This is a genomic window from Bacillus carboniphilus, assembly GCF_039522365.1.
Classification (GTDB): domain Bacteria; phylum Bacillota; class Bacilli; order Bacillales; family JC228; genus Bacillus_BF; species Bacillus_BF carboniphilus.
In genome coordinates this window covers 24,339-44,540 of record NZ_BAAADJ010000005.1, presented here as the reverse complement: position 1 = coordinate 44,540, position 20,202 = coordinate 24,339, and the positions used below count along the sequence as shown (strand labels likewise).

Sequence of the window (20,202 nt, the reverse complement as noted above, 5' to 3'; positions counted from 1 at the left end):
AGTCTGTGAAAATTAAAGCTATTGATTTAGGGTTAATGTCTGAACATTTAACCGTTCATAAAGGCGTTCTTAAGAAAATAAAGCTGTATCAATCTTTAGTAAAACACGAAGAGTTGAAGAGATTATTCCAGCTTCAATATGAAATAATGAAAAGCCATGTAGTTGTGATGCTTCAGCTAATTGATCCCCATTATACGGGAGAAGTTATGCTGCCTAATATAGATTCTTTTAGGCAAAGTATGGCTGGCTGGACAAATTGGGAGCTCGAACCTTCTATTCATGACCGTGATATCGCAACAGAAATGGTGAACACAACCAAGAATATGGCAAACACAAACTTTATGTCAGCTCTAATGATGGAAACGAAAAAAGTCAAACAAATCCATTTTGAAATGGCCCTGCAACAAGTAGAGATTGAATTTATGTATAAGGATATAATGGAAAAAATGGGTTGGAGTTTTGCGCCGGATGCTTCTGAAAAAGAGCAAATGAAAACACTTCAATACTTTAAGGATTTATACCATATCAAAGCGTAAAAAAAGACTCTCTTCTAAAAGAAGAGAGCATACATAGTCAATTGAAAAGTAAACAAATCAAGATAGCGAGTAATACCATGCTGTAATTGGCGACCCAGTCTCCAGGTTCAGCCGTTTCTTTCGGTTTTCCAAAAAGCTTTTCATAGGCTTCATTTCGTAGCTTCGTCTCATTCGTAACCACGGGAATCCCTACTTTCTCACTAATGAAAACGTTTACATTTACATTTTATCAAGGGTTGGGTAAATAATCAAATATTCTGCCTATTTAATCCAGCAATAGAGTGAAGTTCTGTTTCAATTCACTTCGTTACATTTTCACGCAAAGCTATTAAGTGTTAAACCCAAATGAATTAAAAGCTGGCTACCAACTTCATAATTAAATGGAAATGCCGGTTTCAATAACCATAACAATAATTTCCCCCAAACTTTTCCTAAAAAACAGACAAGTTCCCCCTACTATCCTGCATATGCTTGTACTAGTACATGTCTAGGAGGATGAGGTATGCAGTTTATTGTGGTGAAAAAGAAGAATATAGTCACATGGCTAGCGCTCTTTGTTGTTGTTTTAATTGGAGGGTTCCTGTATTTTATGAGTACAGAGAGTGAGCCAGCGTTTGGTTTTTTGCAGGATTCCAAGTCGGAGGATGTTCGAGATATTCACATGATTACCGCTGAGTTTACGATGACGATGGAGAATGGAAAGACCATGGATGCGTATCGTTGGGATCCTGGTTCTATCTTTATTGAAAAAGGGGAAAAGGTGAACCTGAAGATTTATGGAATTAACGGGTCTGAACATCCATTTTATATTGAGGGTACCGATATAAGAGGGACTGTCAAGAAAGGTGAGGAAACAGTAGTACCTCTCCAATTTGATAAAGAAGGCGTTTATAAAATCGTCTGTACCATTCATCAAGGTGAGCACCATCAAGCTCCGATGATTGGATATATTTATGTAGACTAACCGTTGCAGAACAGTGGAGGCCGCGCTTCCACCCTGTTTTACATCTATATCTTGCTTTTAAACAGAAATGAAAACCATTATAATAAGATGCAACTGATGATACGGAAAGGACCTGCTTATGATTGATAAAGTCATTGCTGCTATATTTTTGCCTGCACTATTAGTCATTCTTTTCGCAAGAGTAACGTACAGTTCGGTTGTTGCGCTCATTATAACGGTTGCTTTAATTACGGCATCGGCTTACAAAGGATTTACACACACATGGTATGTGAACATTATTGATGCCATGTCATTGACGTTTGGCTTTTGGTATTCAAGAAGAATGTTGCGGAATCTAAAAACAAAATCTAAAGAAGAATCTGGGTAGAAGCTTTTCACAGTTGTGGAGGGCTTTTTTTATTTATATGGACATAATCGAAAAAACCGAACATTTATTCGCATTCCCTCTGGTTATTTCTGTATGTATTGTGGTAGAATGATAAGTATGTAAAAGAAAGGAACATATGCTCGTTTTACATAATGCGCAAATGTGAAAGGGTAGGGGGCTTGTCAGTATGAAGGACCAATTTGAGCTCGTCTCTAAGTATCAACCCCAAGGAGACCAGCCTGAAGCGATAAAAAAATTAGTGGAAGGCATCCGTCAAGGAAAGACTCACCAAACCTTACTTGGTGCAACAGGGACCGGTAAAACGTTTACTGTTTCCAATGTCATTAAGGAAATAAACAAGCCAACACTTGTGATTGCTCACAATAAAACGTTGGCTGGTCAGTTGTACAGTGAGTTTAAAGAGTTTTTCCCGAATAATGCCGTTGAATACTTTGTCAGCTACTATGATTACTACCAACCAGAAGCGTATGTCCCACAAACGGACACCTTTATAGAAAAAGATGCAAGTATTAACGATGAAATCGATAAACTGCGACATTCCGCGACATCTGCCTTATTTGAGCGCAAAGATGTCATTGTTATCGCGAGTGTTTCGTGTATTTACGGTTTAGGTTCTCCTGAAGAATATAGTGAACTTGTATTATCACTTCGACTAGGGATGGAGATTGAACGGAATCAATTACTTCGTAAACTCGTAGATATACAGTACGATCGAAATGATATCGACTTTAAGCGTGGAACCTTCCGGGTGCGTGGAGATGTTGTAGAAATTTTCCCAGCTTCTAAAGATGAACATTGTATCCGCGTAGAATTTTTCGGTGATGAGATTGATCGAATTCGTGAAGTGGATGCGTTAACTGGAGAAGTATTAGGTGACCGCGATCATGTTGCGATCTTCCCAGCATCCCACTTCGTAACTCGCGAAGAGAAGATGAGAATTGCCATTGAAAATATCGAAAAAGAGCTTGAAGAACAGCTTGAGCATATGCGCTCAGAAAACAAGCTTTTAGAGGCACAGCGATTAGAACAAAGAACAAAATATGATCTTGAGATGATGCGTGAAATGGGATTCTGTTCAGGAATTGAAAACTATTCGCGTCATTTAACGTTACGACCACCAGGGTCTACGCCTTATACTTTATTAGACTACTTCCCTGACGATTTTCTTTTAGTCATTGATGAGTCGCACGTGACGCTTCCTCAGGTTAGAGGCATGTTTAATGGGGACCAGGCGAGGAAAAAAGTACTGGTAGACCACGGATTCCGTTTGCCTTCAGCTATGGATAACCGACCTCTTCGTTTTGAGGAGTTTGAAAAGAGAGTTCACCAAGCAATCTATGTTTCCGCAACACCAGGTCCTTATGAGCAAGAACATAGTCCAGAAATGATTGAGCAAATTATTCGTCCAACGGGTCTCCTAGATCCTACAATAGATGTACGTCCAATCGAAGGTCAAATTGATGATTTAATTAGTGAGATCCAAGAGCGCGTGAAGAAGAATGAAAGAGTGCTTGTCACCACTTTGACCAAAAAAATGTCAGAGGATCTTACGCGTTATCTAAAAGAAATCGGAATAAAGGTCAATTACCTACATTCTGAAGTAAAAACATTAGAAAGAATTGAGATCATTAGGGAGTTGAGACTTGGCGTCTATGACGTTCTTGTTGGAATCAACCTTCTAAGAGAAGGTTTGGATATACCAGAAGTGTCTCTGGTGACCATTTTAGATGCCGACAAAGAAGGCTTCTTACGTTCAGAGCGTTCTCTAATTCAAACGATTGGTCGCGCAGCACGTAATGCGAACGGTCACGTCATTATGTATGCAGATAAAGTTACGGATTCAATGAAAGTCGCAATTGAAGAGACAAAGCGGAGACGTTCCATTCAAGAAGAATATAATGAAAAACACGGAATTACTCCTCAAACGATTAAAAAAGAAATCCGCGATGTCATTCGTGCAACATATGCTGCAGAAGATCCTGCAGAATACAAAGAAACACCTGCAAAGCCAAAGTTAATAACGAAGGCAGAGCGAGAAAAAGTAATAGCCAACATGGAAAAAGAAATGAAAGAAGCTGCAAAAGCCCTCAACTTCGAGAGAGCTGCAGAGCTTCGTGATTTATTACTAGAGCTGAAAGCGGAAGGATGATTCTTTCATGGCGAAGGATCAAATTATCGTCAAAGGGGCTAGAGCCCATAATTTAAAGAATATAGATGTAACCATACCAAGAGATAAATTAGTCGTGCTAACAGGACTTTCTGGTTCCGGGAAGTCCTCGTTAGCGTTTGATACGATTTACGCAGAAGGGCAACGTCGATACGTTGAGTCACTTTCTGCTTATGCCCGCCAATTTTTAGGACAAATGGACAAACCAGATGTGGATACGATTGAGGGACTATCCCCAGCTATTTCAATTGACCAGAAAACAACCAGTCGAAACCCGCGTTCGACGGTTGGAACGGTTACGGAAATCTATGATTATCTACGTCTTCTTTTTGCGCGAGTTGGTAAACCAATTTGTCCAAAACACGGAGTTGAAATTACTTCCCAAACGATTGAACAAATGGTGGACCGTATTTTAAAGTATCCTGAGAGAACGAAGCTACAAATTCTTTCCCCAATTGTTTCTGGTAAAAAGGGTATGCACGTAAAGGTACTAGAAGATATCAAGAAGCAAGGGTACGTAAGGGTTCGAATCGATGGTGAGATTCATGACCTTGGGGATGACATTGAGTTAGAAAAAAATAAAAAACATAACATCGAAGTCATTGTGGACCGTATTGTGGTTAAAGAAGGGGTAGAAGCACGTCTTGCTGACTCACTTGAATCGGCTTTAAAACTAGGTGAAGGCAATGTGGTTGTGGATGTCATTGGGGAAGAAGAGCTCCTATTTAGTGAAAACCATGCTTGTCCACTCTGTGGATTTTCCATTGGTGAGCTAGAACCTAGAATGTTCTCTTTCAATAGTCCATTTGGTGCTTGCCCAGAGTGTGACGGATTGGGAACCAAGCTTGAGGTCGATAAGGATTTGGTGGTTCCAAACTGGGAACTCACTTTGAATGATCACGCGATTGCACCTTGGGAACCAACTAGTTCACAATTTTATCCACAGCTTCTACAGGCCGTATGCCAACACTACGGAATTGACATGGATATGTCAGTAAAAGATATTCCAAAACATTTAATGGATAAAGTTTTATACGGATCGGATGGCGAAAAAATCTATTTCCGTTATGAAAATGATTTTGGACAAGTCCGTGAAAACTACATTGTATTTGAAGGCGTCATCGGAAATGTGGAAAGACGCTACAAAGAAACAAGTTCGGACTATATCCGTGAGCAAATGGAACAGTATATGGCACAACATGCTTGTCCAGCTTGTAAAGGATATCGATTAAAAGAAGAGACGTTAGCAGTAAAAGTACAAGATATTCATATTGGTGAAGTGACGATTATGTCAGTCACAGAAGCCCACAAATTCTTTAGTGAGCTGAGTTTATCTGAAAAAGATATGAAGATTGCTAATCTTATTTTACGAGAAATTAAAGAAAGATTAGGGTTCCTCAATAATGTGGGATTAGATTACTTAACGCTTCACCGTGCAGCTGGTACTTTATCTGGCGGGGAAGCTCAACGTATTCGCTTAGCGACTCAAATTGGTTCGAGATTAACAGGTGTCCTCTATATTTTGGATGAGCCTTCGATTGGTCTTCATCAACGAGACAATGACCGGTTAATCCAAACTCTGCAAAACATGCGAGACATTGGAAATACGCTTATTGTGGTTGAGCACGATGAGGATACCATGCTTGCAGCGGATTACTTGATTGACGTTGGTCCAGGAGCCGGTGTTCACGGTGGCCAAATTGTCTCTGCGGGTACTCCTGAAGAGGTTATGAAAGATGAGAATTCTTTGACAGGACAGTACCTTTCAGGGAAAAAGTTCATCCCGTTACCAGAAAAGCGAAGAGAACCGGATGGCCGCTTTTTAGAAGTAGTTGGGGCAAATGAGAACAATTTAAAGAATGTAAATGCTAAGTTTCCTCTCGGTACATTTACGGTTGTAACAGGGGTTTCCGGATCAGGTAAAAGTACGCTTATTAACGAAATTCTCTATAAAGCATTGGCTCAAAAACTTTACACTCGTTCAAAGGTAAAACCAGGTGCACATAAACAGGTGAAAGGGATTGAACACTTAGAGAAAATCATTGATATTGACCAATCCCCAATCGGAAGAACACCAAGGTCTAATCCAGCAACGTATACAGGTGTTTTTGATGATGTTCGTGATGTCTTTGCTTCAACCAATGAGGCGAAAGTGAGAGGTTATAAAAAGGGGCGCTTTAGTTTTAACGTGAAGGGCGGAAGATGTGAAGCTTGCCGTGGAAACGGTATTATCAAGATTGAAATGCACTTCCTACCTGATGTTTACGTTCCTTGTGAAGTCTGTCATGGGAAACGCTACAACCGTGAAACGTTAGAAGTAAAATATAAAGGAAAAACGATTTCAGATGTTCTCGATATGACGATTGAAGATGGAATTGAGTTTTTCGAAAACATTCCAAAGATTCATCGTAAGCTTCAAACGATTGCAGATGTGGGCTTGGGTTATATGCGTCTAGGCCAGCCAGCTACTACATTATCTGGAGGAGAAGCCCAAAGGGTGAAGCTTGCTTCTGAATTGCATCGCCGCTCGACAGGTCGTTCACTCTATATCTTGGATGAACCAACGACAGGGCTTCATGTGGATGACATTGCCCGTCTGTTAGATGTATTACAACGCTTAGTCGATAATGGCGATACTGTTTTAGTGATAGAGCATAACCTTGATATTATTAAAGCAACTGACTATATTGTTGATCTTGGTCCTGAAGGTGGGGATAAAGGTGGAACAATTGTAGCAGTTGGAACACCTGAAGACGTAGCGGCCAGTGACAAGTCACATACAGGTCGTTACTTAAAGCCAATCCTAGAACGTGATCGAGACAGAATGAAAAAAATGATTGAGGAATCCGAAGTGTATTCTTGAAATAAAGACAGCCGTCCCTTTTAAGTGAATGAAGGGCCGGCTGTTTTTTTATTTGGTGATATCATGGAAGAGTTACCCTTACATGTCCCATAAAACAAGTGGAGTGTCCCATACCAGGTTCCAAGTGTCCCATAAATCAAGTGGGGTGTCCCATACCAAGTCCCAAGTGTCCCATAAAACGAGAGAAGTGTCCCATACCACCCCCAAGTGTCCCATTAAAAAAATATAAGTGTCCCATACCGGCCGCTCCTCTATGTCCCACACCAACTTCAAAATTCTCAATGAAACCTCCGCCCACTCAAAACGTATTCTATATATAGATTTATAATTTTTACGACTCTAACTGTAGTCTCTTTCATCCTCCAGACGGAGTTGAAAGGAATGTACGGTTGTTATAATGGAGTCATAAAGAACGCTAAATATTGGTTACGCGGTATCTAATTCAAGTCTAAGGGGATTTTTAATAATAAGGGAGGACTTACTTATGAAGGAAGAGAGAAAGCGTATTTTAAAAATGGTGGAAAAAGGGACTATCACAGTTGAGGAAGCATTGACATTGATAGAAAAGTTAGAAGCTGAATATAAAGAAAAGAAAGGCACAAGTGAACACAAAGAGGGACCTAAGGTTACGATTTTATCGAAAAAGGATGACCCATTGTTCGAAGAGGATGAAAAGGTATTTGAAGATTCGAAGCAGCAATATACCAATAGCCAATCGTTTCAACAGGCAAAACATAAGTTACTAGATTTTGTGGATTTAGCTGTGAAAAAGATTAAAGAAATTGATTTGGATCTTCAGTGGGCGAAGGGTATTGAGATTTCTCATATTTTTCAACATACAGATGCTGAGATTTCAGAAGTAGAATTCGATATTCCATACGGTTCATTGAAGCTTACTCCATGGGAACAGAAGGAAGTTCGTATTGAGTGCCAAGCTAAAGTGTATAAAGTCGAGAATCAAGATGAAGCAAGAGATGTCTTCTTGAAGAGTTCTGTTTTTTCTGTAAAGGATGGAAAATTACGCTTTGTATCACAGCCGAAGATTTTGAAGGTAGATGCACATGCCTATATTCCAAAGCAAGAATACGATCTTATTTGGGCTAAGCTTTTTAATGGCTCGTTTAAATCAGAGTCCCTACAATCTAAAAAGAACATTATAAAATCAGTTAATGGTTCAATCCAAATTGACGGAATTCGTGGGGAAAATGTAGATGCAGAGTCCACAAATGGAAAAATTAGCTTAAATAATTGTAGCGTAGAAAACTTAGAAGGTGAGTCAATTAACGGAAAGCTTGTGGCTTCAGGTGAGTTTAAGAAAGTTGACTTACAGTGCTTAAATGGAAGTGTAAACTGTGATATTCATAACCTGGATGTGAATACAGTACGATTAAAAGCAGGTACAGGCGGAATTAACCTAGCACTTCCAAAAGGAATTCCGGCACAAGGAGAATTAAAAACGAATATGGGAAATGTGAACGTTAACCTTGAGGCTGATGTTCATGTGGAAAAGAGCGAAGTATTGCAGAAACAAGTCACGTTCCAAACGGAGAAAACAGCTGAGCAGAAGGCATACATCTTTGCTGAGAGCAAAACAGGTTCCATCAACATTAGTGAAGTAAAAGCTAGACAAGAGGTATGAACGAAGAACAAAATAAAAAAAGTGTGTTACCGTCCATTTAAAAAAAGGATTTGTGGTTGAAAAGTCGAAGAGTAGGGTAAGGATATGTTATATGAAATGATTATTTAGGAAAAAAGGGGTTTATTGCCGATGAAGTGGCTAATTGGGATTTTAATCAACGCCATTATATTTATAGCTTTAGCAGGATATTTTACAGAAGGACTTCACGTGGAAAGCTTTATGGCCTCGGTGATTGCAAGCTTTATCCTGTCCATTCTGAATATCATAGTGAGACCGATCTTGGTGATTTTAACCTTGCCGGTGACCTTCTTTACACTAGGATTTTTCCTATTTGTCATCAATGCAATAACCCTGGTCCTGACCGATTCTTTGATGGGCGATGCGTTTGAAATAAGTAGCTTTGGCTTTGCGATTATTATTGCGATTATCATGTCTGTGGCTAACTTAGTTATAAACAAAGCGGTTATTGAACCGATGCGGAAAAAATAAAAACAGGGTGGAGTGAGCTCCAACCCTGTTTTTTTATAAAATATGCTGTCTACCCACAGCTTCCTCTTCTAACAACGACATCGCTTCCTCATCAGCCATGATAGTAACGTTCGGATGGTTTTTCAAGATGGAAGCGGGAAAAGATTCATCAATAGGTCCATTTATTAGTTTTGAAAGAGCCTCTGCTTTTGATTTTCCTGAGATCAGCAATAAAATTTTCTTGCTTTCCATGATGGTTTCAATTCCCATTGTAATGGCTTGTGCGGGAACCTCTGTAATATCTGAGAAAAAGCGTGCATTAGCTTTTCTTGTTTTTTCTGCTAAATCAACCACATGTGTCCGACTCGAAAACGGAGTCCTCGGTTCATTAAAACCAATATGGCCATTGTGCCCAATTCCAAGTAACTGTAAATCAACTCCACCGAGTTCAGCAATCGTTTTTTCATATTCTCTACATTCTACTTCCAAATCATTAGCTACTCCATTCGGAATCAGCTGTTGATTTTCTGGAAGGTCAATATGTTGGAAAAGGTTTGACTTCATGTAATGATGATAGCTATTTGGGTTGTCTTTCGTTAATCCTACATATTCATCTAGGTTTACACTAGAAACTTGTTTATATGAAGTTTCCCCCTTGTTAAAATCTTCAACAAGTGCTTTATAAACACCCTCTGGAGTACTACCGGTTGCTAATCCTAGTGTACAGCGTTTTTCACTGTGAACTAATTCTAGGATTTCTTTAGCTGCCTTTTTGCTCATTTCTTTATAGTCCTTACAAGCAATTAGTTTCATGATTTAACCCCCTTACGGCTATACGCCACTTCCCCTCGACAGAAAGTCAGCTGTACATCAAATTGTGAATCCAAGACTACGACATCTGCGTCCTTACCAACGGCTAGGCTACCTTTACGGTTAAAAATTCCAAGCTCTTTAGCTGGGTTAACGGATGTGAATTGAATCGCATCTTCTAAGCTGAAGCTGGTTTCATTTGATATAAGTTTTACAGCGTCTTTCATGCGAAGCACACTACCGGCTAATGTTCCATCTCCAAGAGTAGCTTTATTGTCTTCCACAAACACTTCTTGTCCACCTAAATCGTAGGTTCCACTTTTCAGGCACTTTGCCCTCATTGAGTCAGTAATCAGAACTATTCGGTCTACACCCTTTGATTGAATCGCATGTTCTAACATCATTGGGTGAACGTGAATACCATCCGCGATTAACTCCGCTGTCAGTTCGCGATGAAGAAGGGCTGCACCTACGACACCAGGATCTCGGTGGTGTAATGGTCTCATCGCATTATATAGGTGAGTAGCATGACTTAAGCCTTTTGCTATGGCCTCTTTCACTTCGTCGTAGGTTGCGTCTGAATGTCCGATCGAAGCAATAATTCCATTTTGCGCTAAATATTCAATGAACGCATACCCGTTTTCACGCTCGGGAGCGAGTGTGACAAGTTTGATACAGTCATCTGATAAACCTCTCCATTTTTCAAACAGTTCGATATTTGGGTCTTGGATAAAAGAAGGATGCTGTGCACCGGCTTTACTTGGGTTTAAGAACGGGCCTTCTAGGTGTACACCGAGCATCTCTGCAACGCCTATTTGCTCATTTTCTTCTCGATAATGAGCTACTCCGGCTAATGCCCTTTCAATGGCTTCAATACTTTGGGTGGCCGTTGTGGCTAAAAAGCTTGTCGTTCCCTCTTGTGGGAGGAAGGAAGCCATCGTTTGGTAAGCTTCATCGGTGGCGTCCATCGTGTCTGCTCCACCTACTCCGTGAATGTGAACATCGATGAATCCAGGAACGATTCTCTGTCCAGCAGCATCGAAGTAGTTTTCCATATGGGAAGGGGCGGACTCCATCGGTCCCATTTCAGCAATTTTCCCATCTACAATGTGAATATACCCATTTGGAATCTGATTTTCTCCAGTATAAATATGGCCGTTTATAATGAACCATTCTTTAGTTTTAACCATCATGACATCTCCTGACTCGGTATCTCTACTACAAGTATAGAATTTGCTTTATTAAATGTCTATACAACTTTTGTCTATTCTATATGTATATTTGATTAAAGGTTTGTAAAACAGGAAATACATAGCCTATTCTACATCACTGGTCTATACATTTAGTTTAGTGAATGACAAATGTTTGGTGTTTATTGAATTCGTGGTACAATATGGAATGATACATTGCGTAATTCTTTTTATAAAAAACGGTACAACCAATAGTATAATATGGGGTAACTGTGTGACATTTCATACGAGAGCTCTTTGAAATAAAAGGAGGAATATCCTTGGCAAAAGTTCGTACTAAAGACATCATGGAAAAATTAGGCCTTGAGTTGGTGAGTGGGGAAGAAGGAATCAATCGCCCCATTATGACAAGTGACTTAAACCGCCCCGGACTTGAAATGGCCGGTTACTTTGAGTACTATCCATCCGAGAGAATTCAATTGTTAGGTAAAACTGAACTCACTTTTTTTAATAAACTTTCGACAAGTGAAAAAAGAGAAAGAATGGATCGGCTTTGTACTGACATTACGCCAGCGATTATTGTTTCTAGAGATCTAGAGGTTCCAGAAGAGCTGATAGAAGCATCCAATCGAGAATCTGTACCTCTATTGACATCAACGATGAAAACAACTAGGCTTTCGAGTCGACTTACTAATTACTTAGAGAGTAAGTTGGCACCATCTACTGCTATGCATGGTGTTCTTGTAGATGTGTATGGAGTTGGTGTGCTTATTACTGGTAAAAGTGGAGTGGGTAAGAGTGAGACCGCACTTGAACTAGTGAAGAGAGGTCACCGATTAGTGGCAGATGACTGTGTGGAAATTAGACAGGAAGATGAGAATACATTAGTCGGGAATGCACCAGACTTAATCGAGCATCTTCTTGAAATTAGAGGTTTAGGTATCATCAATGTCATGACATTGTTTGGAGCGGGAGCTGTTCGAAACTATAAACGAATTACAATTGTCATGAACTTAGAACTTTGGGATCCGAAGAAACAATATGATCGCCTCGGTCTCGATGAAGAAAAAATCAAAATCATTGATACGGAACTCCCGAGACTCACAATTCCAGTACGCCCTGGACGAAATTTATCCGTTATCATTGAAGTGGCAGCAATGAATTTTAGACTAAAAAGAATGGGTGTAAACGCAGCTGAACAGTTTACAAACCGTTTGTCAGATGTAATAGAAGATAGTGATCATGACTTTTCATAAGGGAAGGTGAATTAAATGGAGAATAACATTACACCAATTGATCCAATCGCATTCGCAATCGGACCATTGGAAGTCAGGTGGTATGGTTTACTAATCGGGCTAGGCATTATTTTAGCTCTAGTTGTTGCCATGAGAGAGGGAACAAAAAGAGGTATTGATAGTGAAATTTTCGCTGATTTGATGCTTTGGGCCGTTCCGATTAGTATCCTTTGTGCCCGCATTTATTATGTGTTATTTAAATGGTCTTATTTTTCACAAAACCCAGGTGACATCATTAAAATCTGGGAAGGTGGAATTGCCATTCATGGTGCCTTAATTGGTGCAGTGGGAACTGCTGTCATTTTTACTCGAATTAAAGGTATTTCTTTCTGGAAGCTAGCGGATGTTGCTGCTCCAAGTTTGTTAATTGGTCAAGCGATTGGTCGTTGGGGAAATTTTATGAACCAAGAAGCACATGGTGGAGAGGTTAGTCGACAATTTTTAGAAAACCTATTCCTACCAGATTGGATTATCAACCAAATGTATATCAATGGGGCCTATTACCACCCAACATTCCTATATGAATCTATATGGAATGCAGTCGGAATTCTTGTGTTGTTAGGTTTAAGAAGAGTTAACCTGAAACGCGGTGAAATTTTCTTATCTTATGTAATCTGGTATTCTATTGGGAGATTTTTCGTTGAAGGAATGAGAACGGATAGTCTAATGTTGACGATGGATCTTCGAATTGCTCAGGTACTATCACTCGTACTTATTGTGGTTGCCATTGCGATTTGGATTTTCAGAAGAACAAAAGGTTTTGCAAAAGAACGCTACTTAGAAGGATAACAGCTGGGGGTATGTAGGATGCTTTTGTCGTCCTGTAAGAAAGGTCTACAGGTAGGTCTTAAGACGACTTGGACATTAGGAAAAGTTATTTTTCCTGTTACATTACTTGTATATATTTTACAGTTCACACCGGTTTTACCGTGGGTGATTGACCTTATTTCTCCAATCATGGGTGTGTTTGGATTAAGTGGAGAAGCTGCCATTCCGTTGGTTTTAGGTAATACCTTAAACTTATATGCAGGGATTGGAGCGATCCTATCTATAGATTTAACGGTAAAAGAAGTCTTCATATTAGCCGTGATGCTTTCGTTCTCACATAATTTATTTATTGAGACCGGCGTTGCGTTAAAGGTGGGAGTCAAGCTCTGGGTCATTCTTTTGGTAAGACTCGGGCTTGCATCTGTTTCGGCCATTTTAATCAATCTCCTCTGGAAGGGTGGGGGAAGCATTGCTCAATATGGGCTGCTTCCTGCTAAAGAAAGTACACCCGATACATGGGGAGCCATTGTATTTGAGGGCTTACAAAAAGCGAGTCTTGGAATTCTCCAGCTTGCTTTAATTGTGATTCCGCTGATGGTTATTATGCAGATTCTCAAAGATAAAAAATGGCTGGATGTATTTTCACGCTGGATGGCGCCTGTCACTAGAGGACTTGGAATGAAGGAAAATACATCCATGACATTGGTTGCCGGGTTAACGATTGGCCTGGCTTACGGTGCAGGAATCATGATTCAGGCCGTCAAAGAAGATGGCGTAAGTCGTAAGGATGCTACTCTCGCGTTTATATTCCTTGTCGCGTGCCACGCGGTAGTAGAGGATACGTTAATCTTTGTGCCACTCGGCATCCCGATTCTTCCGTTACTACTCATTCGATTATGTACAGCGGTTGCTTTAACCATTGTGGTTGCAACGATTTGGAAACGGGCAGAATGGAATAAAAGAAAGGAACCAACCTATGGCCACTCAAGTTGATACAATACTATTTGATTTAGATGGAACTTTAATTGATACCAATGAGTTAATTATTCAGTCGTTTCTTCATACGATGGAAACGTATTTTCCTGGGCAGTATGAACGGGAGCATGTTCTTCCTTTTATGGGTCCAACTCTGAAAGAAACGTTTGAATCTGTAAATCCATCGAAAGTAGATGAAATGATTGAAACGTACCGAGAATTTAATCTTCGTGAGCATGATCGCCTTGTGAAGGAGTTTGCGGGTGTAGCTGAAACGGTTGACGCCTTGGTCCGAAACGGCTATAAAATTGGAATTGTTACAACGAAGATTCGTAGTACCGTTATGAAAGGGTTGAAGCTAACGAAGCTTGAACCTCATTTTCCAGTGATTGTCGCTTTGGATGATGTAGAAAAGCCAAAACCAGATCCAGAGCCGGTTGAAAAAGCGATGGCGTTGCTAGGAGCTGTTCCTGAAAAAACGATTATGGTCGGAGATAACCATCATGATATTTTAGGTGGTAAAAATGCGGGAACCCTCACAGCAGGTGTAGCCTGGTCTGCGAAAGGTGAAGAACACCTTGCACAATACAAGCCTGATTATATGCTCCAGAACATGACGGATTTACTGGATATACTAGGTGTGAACCGCAAATGAGGAAAACAGAACGATTTCCAGTCGAAGGGGCAAACTCCTTATGGCATGTCTATAAAACCGTTCCATTTTGGAAGGTTGTAAAGAACTTTATGGTCATCCAATTAGCGAGATACACGCCGTTTCTAGGGATGAAAAATTGGCTGTACCGCGTGTTTCTACGGATGAACATTGGAGATCAAACATCTTTTGCCTTAATGGTTATGTTAGATGTGATGTTTCCAGAAAAAATAAAGGTCGGCAGAAACACCGTTATTGGCTACAACACCACGATTCTCGCACACGAATATTTAATTAAAGAATATCGACTTGGCGATGTGGTAATTGGTGATGAGGTCATGATTGGTGCGAATTCGACCATATTGCCAGGAGTTACGATTGGAGATGGAGCCATCGTTTCTGCGGGAACGCTTGTTCATAAGGATGTTCCGGCTGGGTCGTTCGTGGGCGGAAATCCAATGAGAGTCATATATACGGCGGAAGAGCGTGCGTTGCGTGAACAGAATAATGGTTAATGGAAGAACCACTGTGGCTAGGGCTGCGGTGGTTTTATTTGTTGGGGTATCTTCCCCATATCAAAACTAGAACATAATGCCAAAATACGTCCTAGTTTTCCTTCCGCTCACCAAAAACTAGAACATAAAACCAAAATACGTCCTAGTTATCTTTCCTCTAAACAAAAACTAGAACATAAAACCAAAATACGTTCTAGTTATTCAGTTCCTCACCAAAAACTAGAACAAAAAGCCAAAATACGTCCTAGTTATATTTCCTCTAAACAAAAACTAGAACAAAAAACCAAAATACGTTCTAGTTTTTCTGTACCTCACCAAAAACTAGAACATAAAACCAAGATACGCCCTAGTTTTCTTTCCTCTCAACAAAAACTAGAAGATAACGCCAAAATGCGTCCTAGTTTTCTTCCTCCTCACCAAAAAACCCTCAAAAATTAGATCCGGAGGGTTCTATTTCAGTATTTAATAAAAAACCTCAATAAATGATACAAAACATTCAGAACCCTTATTTTATATTGTTAGTTTTCTATTTATTGACGAAACTAAACAGAAGCGTTACACTACATATATCTTTAATTTACTACCATATTAGCGAACTAAAGGATTTAGAAAATTTAAGTCAACTTAACCAAAAGGGATTAGGTGATTTTATGACAAAGCCATTTATGTTTGAAAAACCACTCGGGATGAGGGATACACTACCGAATTTACATATTGGAAAGCGAAGAGTCACACAGAAGATTGAGGAGGAAATGAAGAGCTGGGGGTACCAATTGATCCAAACCCCGACTCTTGAATACTACGAAACCATCGGTAGAACGTCGGCAATTGACGATCAAAAGCTTTTTAAGCTCCTAGATCAACAGGGGCACACCCTTGTTCTCAGACCGGATATGACGACTCCAATCGCAAGGGTTGCAGCATCAAAACTTGCTCAAGATACGACACCATTACGCTTAAGCTACAGCGCGAATGTTTTTCGTTCCCAACAAAGAGAAGGTGGGCGCCCGGCGGAATTTTCCCAAGCGGGTGTTGAGTTAATTGGGGATTCAACGACTAGTGCAGATGGTGAAGTGATTGCATTACTAGTGGGATCTCTAAAGAGAGCGGGTCTTGAGAGCTTTACACTTGCCATTGGTCATATGCAGTTTGTGGATTCCTTCTTCTATGAAATATTAGGGACAGAAGAGCGAGTCCAAGAATTAAAACGATACTTATTTGAAAAAAATTATGTGGGGTATCGTGAACATATTCAGTCGCTATCCTTATCATCGATTGATCGTGGAAGACTTCAACAATTTTTAACGCTAATTGGGGATGAAAACGTAATAGACCGGGCAAAAGAGTTATCGAATGATCAAGCTGTACGGGAAGCCATTGAGCAAATTGAAAAACTGTTTGATATTCTCAAAGATTTTCAAGTGATGGACAATGTAAAGTTAGATTTAACATTAGTCAGTCACATGAGTTATTACACAGGGATTCTTTTCGAAGTTTATGCAAATCAGGTTGGTTTTCCTGTTGGAAATGGTGGCCGATATGACAAGCTTGTTCGTCAATTTGGAACCAATGAAGCAGCAACAGGTTTTGGGATTCATGTAGATCGCCTACTTGAAGCGCTCAGCCTAAAAGAAGATTCAGAACCTACAACACTTATCGTCTATAGTTCCGAGCAACGTAAAGAAGCCATAGAAAAAGCAAATGAACTAAGAACACAAGGAACTAACGCTGTCGTTCAAGATGTTGCCGGCATCAAAGAATTAGATAAATTTACAAAACCGTTTTCAGATGTTTATTATTTTTTCGGTGAAAGGAGGAGGGACGCATGACAGCTGAATGGTTAACGATTGCACTGCCAAAAGGAAGAATTTTTGAAGAAGCGGTTGAACTTTTACGAAAGGCAGGTTATCAAATCCCTCCAGACTTTGATGAATCGAGAAAACTGATTATTGAAGTGGAAGAAGAGGGCATTCGTTTTATTCTAGCGAAGCCTATGGATGTCCCAACCTATGTGGAGCACGGTGTCGCTGACATTGGAATAGCGGGAAAGGATGTCATGCTGGAAGAAGAGCGGGATGTTTATGAGTTACTCGATTTACATATTAGTGAGTGTTATCTCGCTGTTGCGGGTCTTCCGAATGCAGTGTTAAATGATGTTGCTCCAAAGGTTGCTACTAAATATCCAAATGTCGCATCCAGTTACTTCCGCGCAAAGGGAGAGCAAGTTGAAATAATTAAATTGAACGGCTCGATTGAGCTAGCACCACTTATCGGTCTAGCAGATCGAATTGTTGATATCGTTTCGACTGGAAGAACACTTGTTGAAAATGGACTGGTTGAATATGAAAAAATTGTTTCCATTACATCCAGGCTGATTGTGAACCCTGTTAGTTATCGACTCAAAGATCGAATGGTTCATGATATGGTACATCGACTGTCGGAAGTAGTTGGCGAAAAGTAAGGAGGGCTGTTCATGAAAATTTATAAAAGTACAGAGGCTCCTTCTATCCGAAGGTCTGTTGAAATTGGAACTTTGGAACAAAGGAAAGCCGTTTTAGATATTATTGAAATCGTAAAAACCTCAGGAGATGACGCTCTTTTTGCTTTTACCAAAAAGTTCGACGGGGTGGAACTCGAGAAGTTAAAAGTAACGGAAACAGAAATCCAAGCTGCCTATGAAGAAGTGGATGACGAGCTTATATCCATCATGAGAGAAGCAAGAGAAAATATTAGAGTTTACCATGAAAAACAACTCAAAAACAGTTGGATGATGACACAGTCTAACGGGACTATGTTAGGTCAGAAGGTGACGCCTTTGGATTCTGTGGGGGTTTATGTTCCAGGTGGTACCGCTGCTTATCCTTCTTCTGTTTTTATGACAGTTGTACCAGCCGTTGTCGCCGGGGTTGAGCGAATCGTCATGGTTTCTCCACCGCAAAAGGATGGGACATTGGATCCGGTCGTTTTAGTGGCTGCCAAAGAATCGGGCGTAAAGGAAATCTACAAAGTGGGAGGAGCTCAAGCTGTAGCCGCATTGGCATACGGTACGGAGTCAATTCCACCAGTCGATAAAATTGTGGGGCCGGGTAACATTTATGTAGCTCTTGCTAAACGTGAGGTATTTGGGGTCGTGGACATTGATATGATTGCAGGACCAAGTGAAATTGTCGTATTAGCAGATGATACAGCAAAGCCTCATGAAGTGGCGGCAGACCTTTTGTCCCAGGCAGAGCATGACCCGCGTTCATCCAGCGTTTTAGTTACAACATCCATTCAGTTAGCTGAAGCTGTACAGCAAGAAGTGGAAGAACAATTAAAAACGCTACCTCGTGAAGAAATAGCTAGGGAATCGATCGATGAGTTTGGAGCCATCTATGTTACGGAAAATCTAGAAGAGGCTATCGAAGTTGTAAATGAACTGGCACCGGAACACCTTGAGATTATGGTGAAACAAGCGCAAGAATGTCTAGCAAAAATTAAACACGCTGGTGCCATATTTGTGGGGCGCTATAGCAGTGAGCCTGTTGGTGATTATTTTGCAGGCACGAATCATGTCTTACCGACGAATGGGACTGCCCGATTCTCAAGTCCACTTAATATTGATGATTACCAAAAAAAATCAAGTGTTGTGATATACAGTGAAGAAGCATTCAAGCAGAATGCCAATAAAATAGCGACTTTTGCCAGATCGGAAGGGCTAGAGGCACACGCACGTGCGATTGAAAGCCGTTTGAAGGAGGAACAATAATGTCAACAAGAGAAGCTTCAATTTCAAGACAAACACAGGAAACGCAAATCGAGTTAAAACTAGGAATCGATGGAGAAGGGAATGCAGCCATTGAAACACCAGTACCTTTTATGTCACATATGCTTGACCTTTTCACTAAGCATGGCCATTTTGATTTAACGGTGAATGCGAACGGTGATACTGAAATCGACGATCATCACACAACAGAGGATATTGGAATTTGTCTTGGACAAGCGTTAAAGGACGCACTTGGTGATAAAAAAGGAATTAAACGTTACGGGAATGCTTTTGTCCCTATGGATGAGGCACTAGCACAAGTTGTGGTGGACTTAAGTAACCGCCCACACCTGGAATTCCGTGGTGAGCTTCCTTCTTCAAAGGTAGGAACATTTGATACAGAACTAGTCCACGAATTTTTATGGAAGCTTGCGATTGAAGCGAGAATGAACTTACATGTCATTATTCATTACGGTCACAACACTCACCATATGATTGAAGCGGTTTTTAAAGCACTGGGAAGAGCGTTGGATGAGGCCACTTCAATTGATCCAAGAGTGAAGGGCGTTCCGTCAACGAAAGGAATGTTATAAATGATCGGTGTCATTGATTATGGAATGGGGAACTTATTCAGTGTACAAAAGGCATTAGAACGCCTTGAGGTTCCCTTCTTTGTTTCAGAATCTGCTGAGGAATTGGAAAAAGCGGATGGTTTGATTCTACCTGGAGTTGGCGCATTTCCTGATGCCATGAAAAAACTTTCTGAGACAGGTTTAGAAGCATTTATTGTACGGAAGGCCAAAGATGGGACACCTCTACTAGGTATTTGCTTGGGGATGCAGCTTTTGTTTTCAGAGAGTGAAGAACATGGAGTCAATAGAGGCCTTGATTTGCTAAAAGGGAAAGCAGTTCGTTTTTCAGGAAAAACAGAAGATGGCCAAACGTATAAAGTCCCTCACATGGGATGGAATCAACTGATCTTTAAACAGCCTGAGAATGAAATTTTGGCAGGACTTGAAGAAGATTTTGCATATTTTGTTCACTCTTACTATGTAGAGCCTGCCGAGGAAGTGGTGGTCTCATACGCTGAGTATGATGTACAAGTTCCGGCTGTTGTCGGCAAAAACAATATATACGGAATGCAATTCCACCCAGAAAAAAGCAGCCGAATGGGCATGCAGCTTCTATCTAATTTTACAAAGCTAGTAGAGAAAGGGGAGAACTAAC

General features: G+C 40.4%; 20 protein-coding genes. 17 read left to right on the top strand and 3 right to left on the bottom strand.

The genetic code is table 11. The features are described 5' to 3' along the window. Positions 1-5: 5 nt before the first annotated feature. Positions 6-536, top strand: a complete 531-nt coding sequence (locus tag ABDZ91_RS03115; protein WP_343796261.1) for a spore coat protein — start codon at positions 6-8, stop codon at positions 534-536. Between the two features lie 37 nt (positions 537-573). On the opposite strand, the gene ABDZ91_RS03110 is transcribed toward ABDZ91_RS03115, so the two are convergent. Beyond that, positions 574-717 carry a hypothetical protein gene (locus ABDZ91_RS03110; RefSeq protein ID WP_343796259.1) on the bottom strand — a complete coding sequence of 48 codons (144 nt, stop codon included), beginning with the start codon at positions 715-717 and terminating at the stop codon, positions 574-576. 321 nt (positions 718-1,038) lie between these two features. On the opposite strand from ABDZ91_RS03110, the gene ABDZ91_RS03105 reads away from it, so the two are divergent. The 6 genes from ABDZ91_RS03105 to ABDZ91_RS03080 all read left to right on the top strand — a co-directional run bounded on the left by ABDZ91_RS03105 (position 1,039) and on the right by ABDZ91_RS03080 (position 9,046). Continuing rightward, a complete protein-coding gene (locus tag ABDZ91_RS03105; RefSeq protein ID WP_343796257.1) occupies positions 1,039-1,500 on the top strand; it encodes a cupredoxin domain-containing protein in 462 nt (153 codons plus the stop codon). Between the two features lie 118 nt (positions 1,501-1,618). After that, positions 1,619-1,867: a CsbA family protein gene (locus ABDZ91_RS03100; RefSeq protein ID WP_343796255.1), complete on the top strand. Its 249-nt coding sequence runs from the start codon at positions 1,619-1,621 to the stop codon at positions 1,865-1,867. 187 nt (positions 1,868-2,054) lie between these two features. Beyond that, positions 2,055-4,037 (top strand): excinuclease ABC subunit UvrB, encoded by a 1,983-nt coding sequence (gene uvrB / locus ABDZ91_RS03095; protein ID WP_343796253.1) that lies wholly within the window; start codon positions 2,055-2,057, stop codon positions 4,035-4,037. A 7-nt stretch (positions 4,038-4,044) separates the two neighbouring features. Continuing rightward, entirely contained in the window at positions 4,045-6,918 is a 2,874-nt protein-coding gene (uvrA, locus tag ABDZ91_RS03090) for an excinuclease ABC subunit UvrA (protein WP_343796251.1), read from the top strand. Positions 6,919-7,402: 484 nt separating this feature from the next. Next, on the top strand, positions 7,403-8,557 hold the full coding sequence (locus tag ABDZ91_RS03085; protein WP_343796250.1) for a DUF4097 family beta strand repeat-containing protein: 1,155 nt from the start codon (positions 7,403-7,405) through the stop codon (positions 8,555-8,557). A gap of 129 nt (positions 8,558-8,686) precedes the next feature. Then, a complete protein-coding gene (locus ABDZ91_RS03080) occupies positions 8,687-9,046 on the top strand; it encodes a phage holin family protein (RefSeq protein ID WP_343796249.1) in 360 nt (119 codons plus the stop codon). A gap of 33 nt (positions 9,047-9,079) precedes the next feature. Here ABDZ91_RS03080 and nagB read toward each other — a convergent pair whose 3' ends face one another. Together nagB and nagA are read right to left on the bottom strand one after the other, a co-directional pair. Next, positions 9,080-9,838, bottom strand: a complete 759-nt coding sequence (gene nagB, locus ABDZ91_RS03075; RefSeq protein WP_343796247.1) for a glucosamine-6-phosphate deaminase — start codon at positions 9,836-9,838, stop codon at positions 9,080-9,082. Beyond that, complete coding sequence (gene nagA / locus ABDZ91_RS03070; protein ID WP_425541782.1) at positions 9,835-11,025, bottom strand: N-acetylglucosamine-6-phosphate deacetylase; 1,191 nt, start codon at positions 11,023-11,025, stop codon at positions 9,835-9,837. Before nagA ends, nagB begins: the two co-directional genes overlap by 4 nt. A gap of 320 nt (positions 11,026-11,345) precedes the next feature. Between nagA and hprK the strand changes: the two genes are divergently transcribed. The 10 genes from hprK to hisH all read left to right on the top strand — a co-directional run bounded on the left by hprK (position 11,346) and on the right by hisH (position 20,201). Next, on the top strand, positions 11,346-12,281 hold the full coding sequence (gene hprK, locus ABDZ91_RS03065; protein WP_343796245.1) for an HPr(Ser) kinase/phosphatase: 936 nt from the start codon (positions 11,346-11,348) through the stop codon (positions 12,279-12,281). A 15-nt stretch (positions 12,282-12,296) separates the two neighbouring features. Then, positions 12,297-13,109: a prolipoprotein diacylglyceryl transferase gene (gene lgt / locus ABDZ91_RS03060; RefSeq protein ID WP_343796243.1), complete on the top strand. Its 813-nt coding sequence runs from the start codon at positions 12,297-12,299 to the stop codon at positions 13,107-13,109. Between the two features lie 18 nt (positions 13,110-13,127). Beyond that, the gene (locus tag ABDZ91_RS03055; protein ID WP_343796241.1) at positions 13,128-14,081 is read left to right on the top strand and encodes a nucleoside recognition domain-containing protein; all 954 of its coding nucleotides are present in this window, start codon (positions 13,128-13,130) and stop codon (positions 14,079-14,081) included. Beyond that, positions 14,065-14,718, top strand: a complete 654-nt coding sequence (gene ppaX, locus ABDZ91_RS03050) for a pyrophosphatase PpaX (protein ID WP_343796240.1) — start codon at positions 14,065-14,067, stop codon at positions 14,716-14,718. The genes ABDZ91_RS03055 and ppaX overlap by 17 nt, the downstream gene beginning before the upstream one ends. Then, positions 14,715-15,230 (top strand): acyltransferase, encoded by a 516-nt coding sequence (locus ABDZ91_RS03045; RefSeq protein ID WP_343796238.1) that lies wholly within the window; start codon positions 14,715-14,717, stop codon positions 15,228-15,230. The genes ppaX and ABDZ91_RS03045 overlap by 4 nt, the downstream gene beginning before the upstream one ends. A gap of 650 nt (positions 15,231-15,880) precedes the next feature. Further along, positions 15,881-17,059 carry an ATP phosphoribosyltransferase regulatory subunit gene (locus ABDZ91_RS03040; RefSeq protein WP_343796236.1) on the top strand — a complete coding sequence of 393 codons (1,179 nt, stop codon included), beginning with the start codon at positions 15,881-15,883 and terminating at the stop codon, positions 17,057-17,059. Next, a complete protein-coding gene (gene hisG, locus ABDZ91_RS03035) occupies positions 17,056-17,691 on the top strand; it encodes an ATP phosphoribosyltransferase (protein ID WP_343796234.1) in 636 nt (211 codons plus the stop codon). The genes ABDZ91_RS03040 and hisG overlap by 4 nt, the downstream gene beginning before the upstream one ends. A gap of 12 nt (positions 17,692-17,703) precedes the next feature. Beyond that, entirely contained in the window at positions 17,704-18,978 is a 1,275-nt protein-coding gene (gene hisD / locus ABDZ91_RS03030) for a histidinol dehydrogenase (protein WP_343796232.1), read from the top strand. Further along, the gene (hisB, locus tag ABDZ91_RS03025; RefSeq protein WP_343796230.1) at positions 18,978-19,568 is read left to right on the top strand and encodes an imidazoleglycerol-phosphate dehydratase HisB; all 591 of its coding nucleotides are present in this window, start codon (positions 18,978-18,980) and stop codon (positions 19,566-19,568) included. The genes hisD and hisB overlap by 1 nt, the downstream gene beginning before the upstream one ends. Further along, positions 19,569-20,201 (top strand): imidazole glycerol phosphate synthase subunit HisH, encoded by a 633-nt coding sequence (hisH, locus tag ABDZ91_RS03020; RefSeq protein ID WP_343796229.1) that lies wholly within the window; start codon positions 19,569-19,571, stop codon positions 20,199-20,201. It abuts the gene before it with no gap. Position 20,202 lies beyond the last annotated feature (1 nt).

Coding starts and splice junctions, on each gene's coding strand:
- hisD (WP_343796232.1), top strand. CDS start 17,704: ATGAAAATTTATAAAAGTACAGAGGCTCCTTCTATCCGAAGGTCTGTT.
- hisH (WP_343796229.1), top strand. CDS start 19,569: ATGATCGGTGTCATTGATTATGGAATGGGGAACTTATTCAGTGTACAA.
- ABDZ91_RS03080 (WP_343796249.1), top strand. CDS start 8,687: ATGAAGTGGCTAATTGGGATTTTAATCAACGCCATTATATTTATAGCT.
- hisG (WP_343796234.1), top strand. CDS start 17,056: ATGACAGCTGAATGGTTAACGATTGCACTGCCAAAAGGAAGAATTTTT.
- uvrA (WP_343796251.1), top strand. CDS start 4,045: ATGGCGAAGGATCAAATTATCGTCAAAGGGGCTAGAGCCCATAATTTA.
- ABDZ91_RS03105 (WP_343796257.1), top strand. CDS start 1,039: ATGCAGTTTATTGTGGTGAAAAAGAAGAATATAGTCACATGGCTAGCG.
- ABDZ91_RS03045 (WP_343796238.1), top strand. CDS start 14,715: ATGAGGAAAACAGAACGATTTCCAGTCGAAGGGGCAAACTCCTTATGG.
- ppaX (WP_343796240.1), top strand. CDS start 14,065: ATGGCCACTCAAGTTGATACAATACTATTTGATTTAGATGGAACTTTA.
- lgt (WP_343796243.1), top strand. CDS start 12,297: ATGGAGAATAACATTACACCAATTGATCCAATCGCATTCGCAATCGGA.
- uvrB (WP_343796253.1), top strand. CDS start 2,055: ATGAAGGACCAATTTGAGCTCGTCTCTAAGTATCAACCCCAAGGAGAC.
- hisB (WP_343796230.1), top strand. CDS start 18,978: ATGTCAACAAGAGAAGCTTCAATTTCAAGACAAACACAGGAAACGCAA.
- ABDZ91_RS03085 (WP_343796250.1), top strand. CDS start 7,403: ATGAAGGAAGAGAGAAAGCGTATTTTAAAAATGGTGGAAAAAGGGACT.
- ABDZ91_RS03055 (WP_343796241.1), top strand. CDS start 13,128: ATGCTTTTGTCGTCCTGTAAGAAAGGTCTACAGGTAGGTCTTAAGACG.
- nagB (WP_343796247.1), bottom strand. CDS start 9,838: ATGAAACTAATTGCTTGTAAGGACTATAAAGAAATGAGCAAAAAGGCA.
- ABDZ91_RS03040 (WP_343796236.1), top strand. CDS start 15,881: ATGACAAAGCCATTTATGTTTGAAAAACCACTCGGGATGAGGGATACA.
- ABDZ91_RS03100 (WP_343796255.1), top strand. CDS start 1,619: ATGATTGATAAAGTCATTGCTGCTATATTTTTGCCTGCACTATTAGTC.
- nagA (WP_425541782.1), bottom strand. CDS start 11,025: ATGGTTAAAACTAAAGAATGGTTCATTATAAACGGCCATATTTATACT.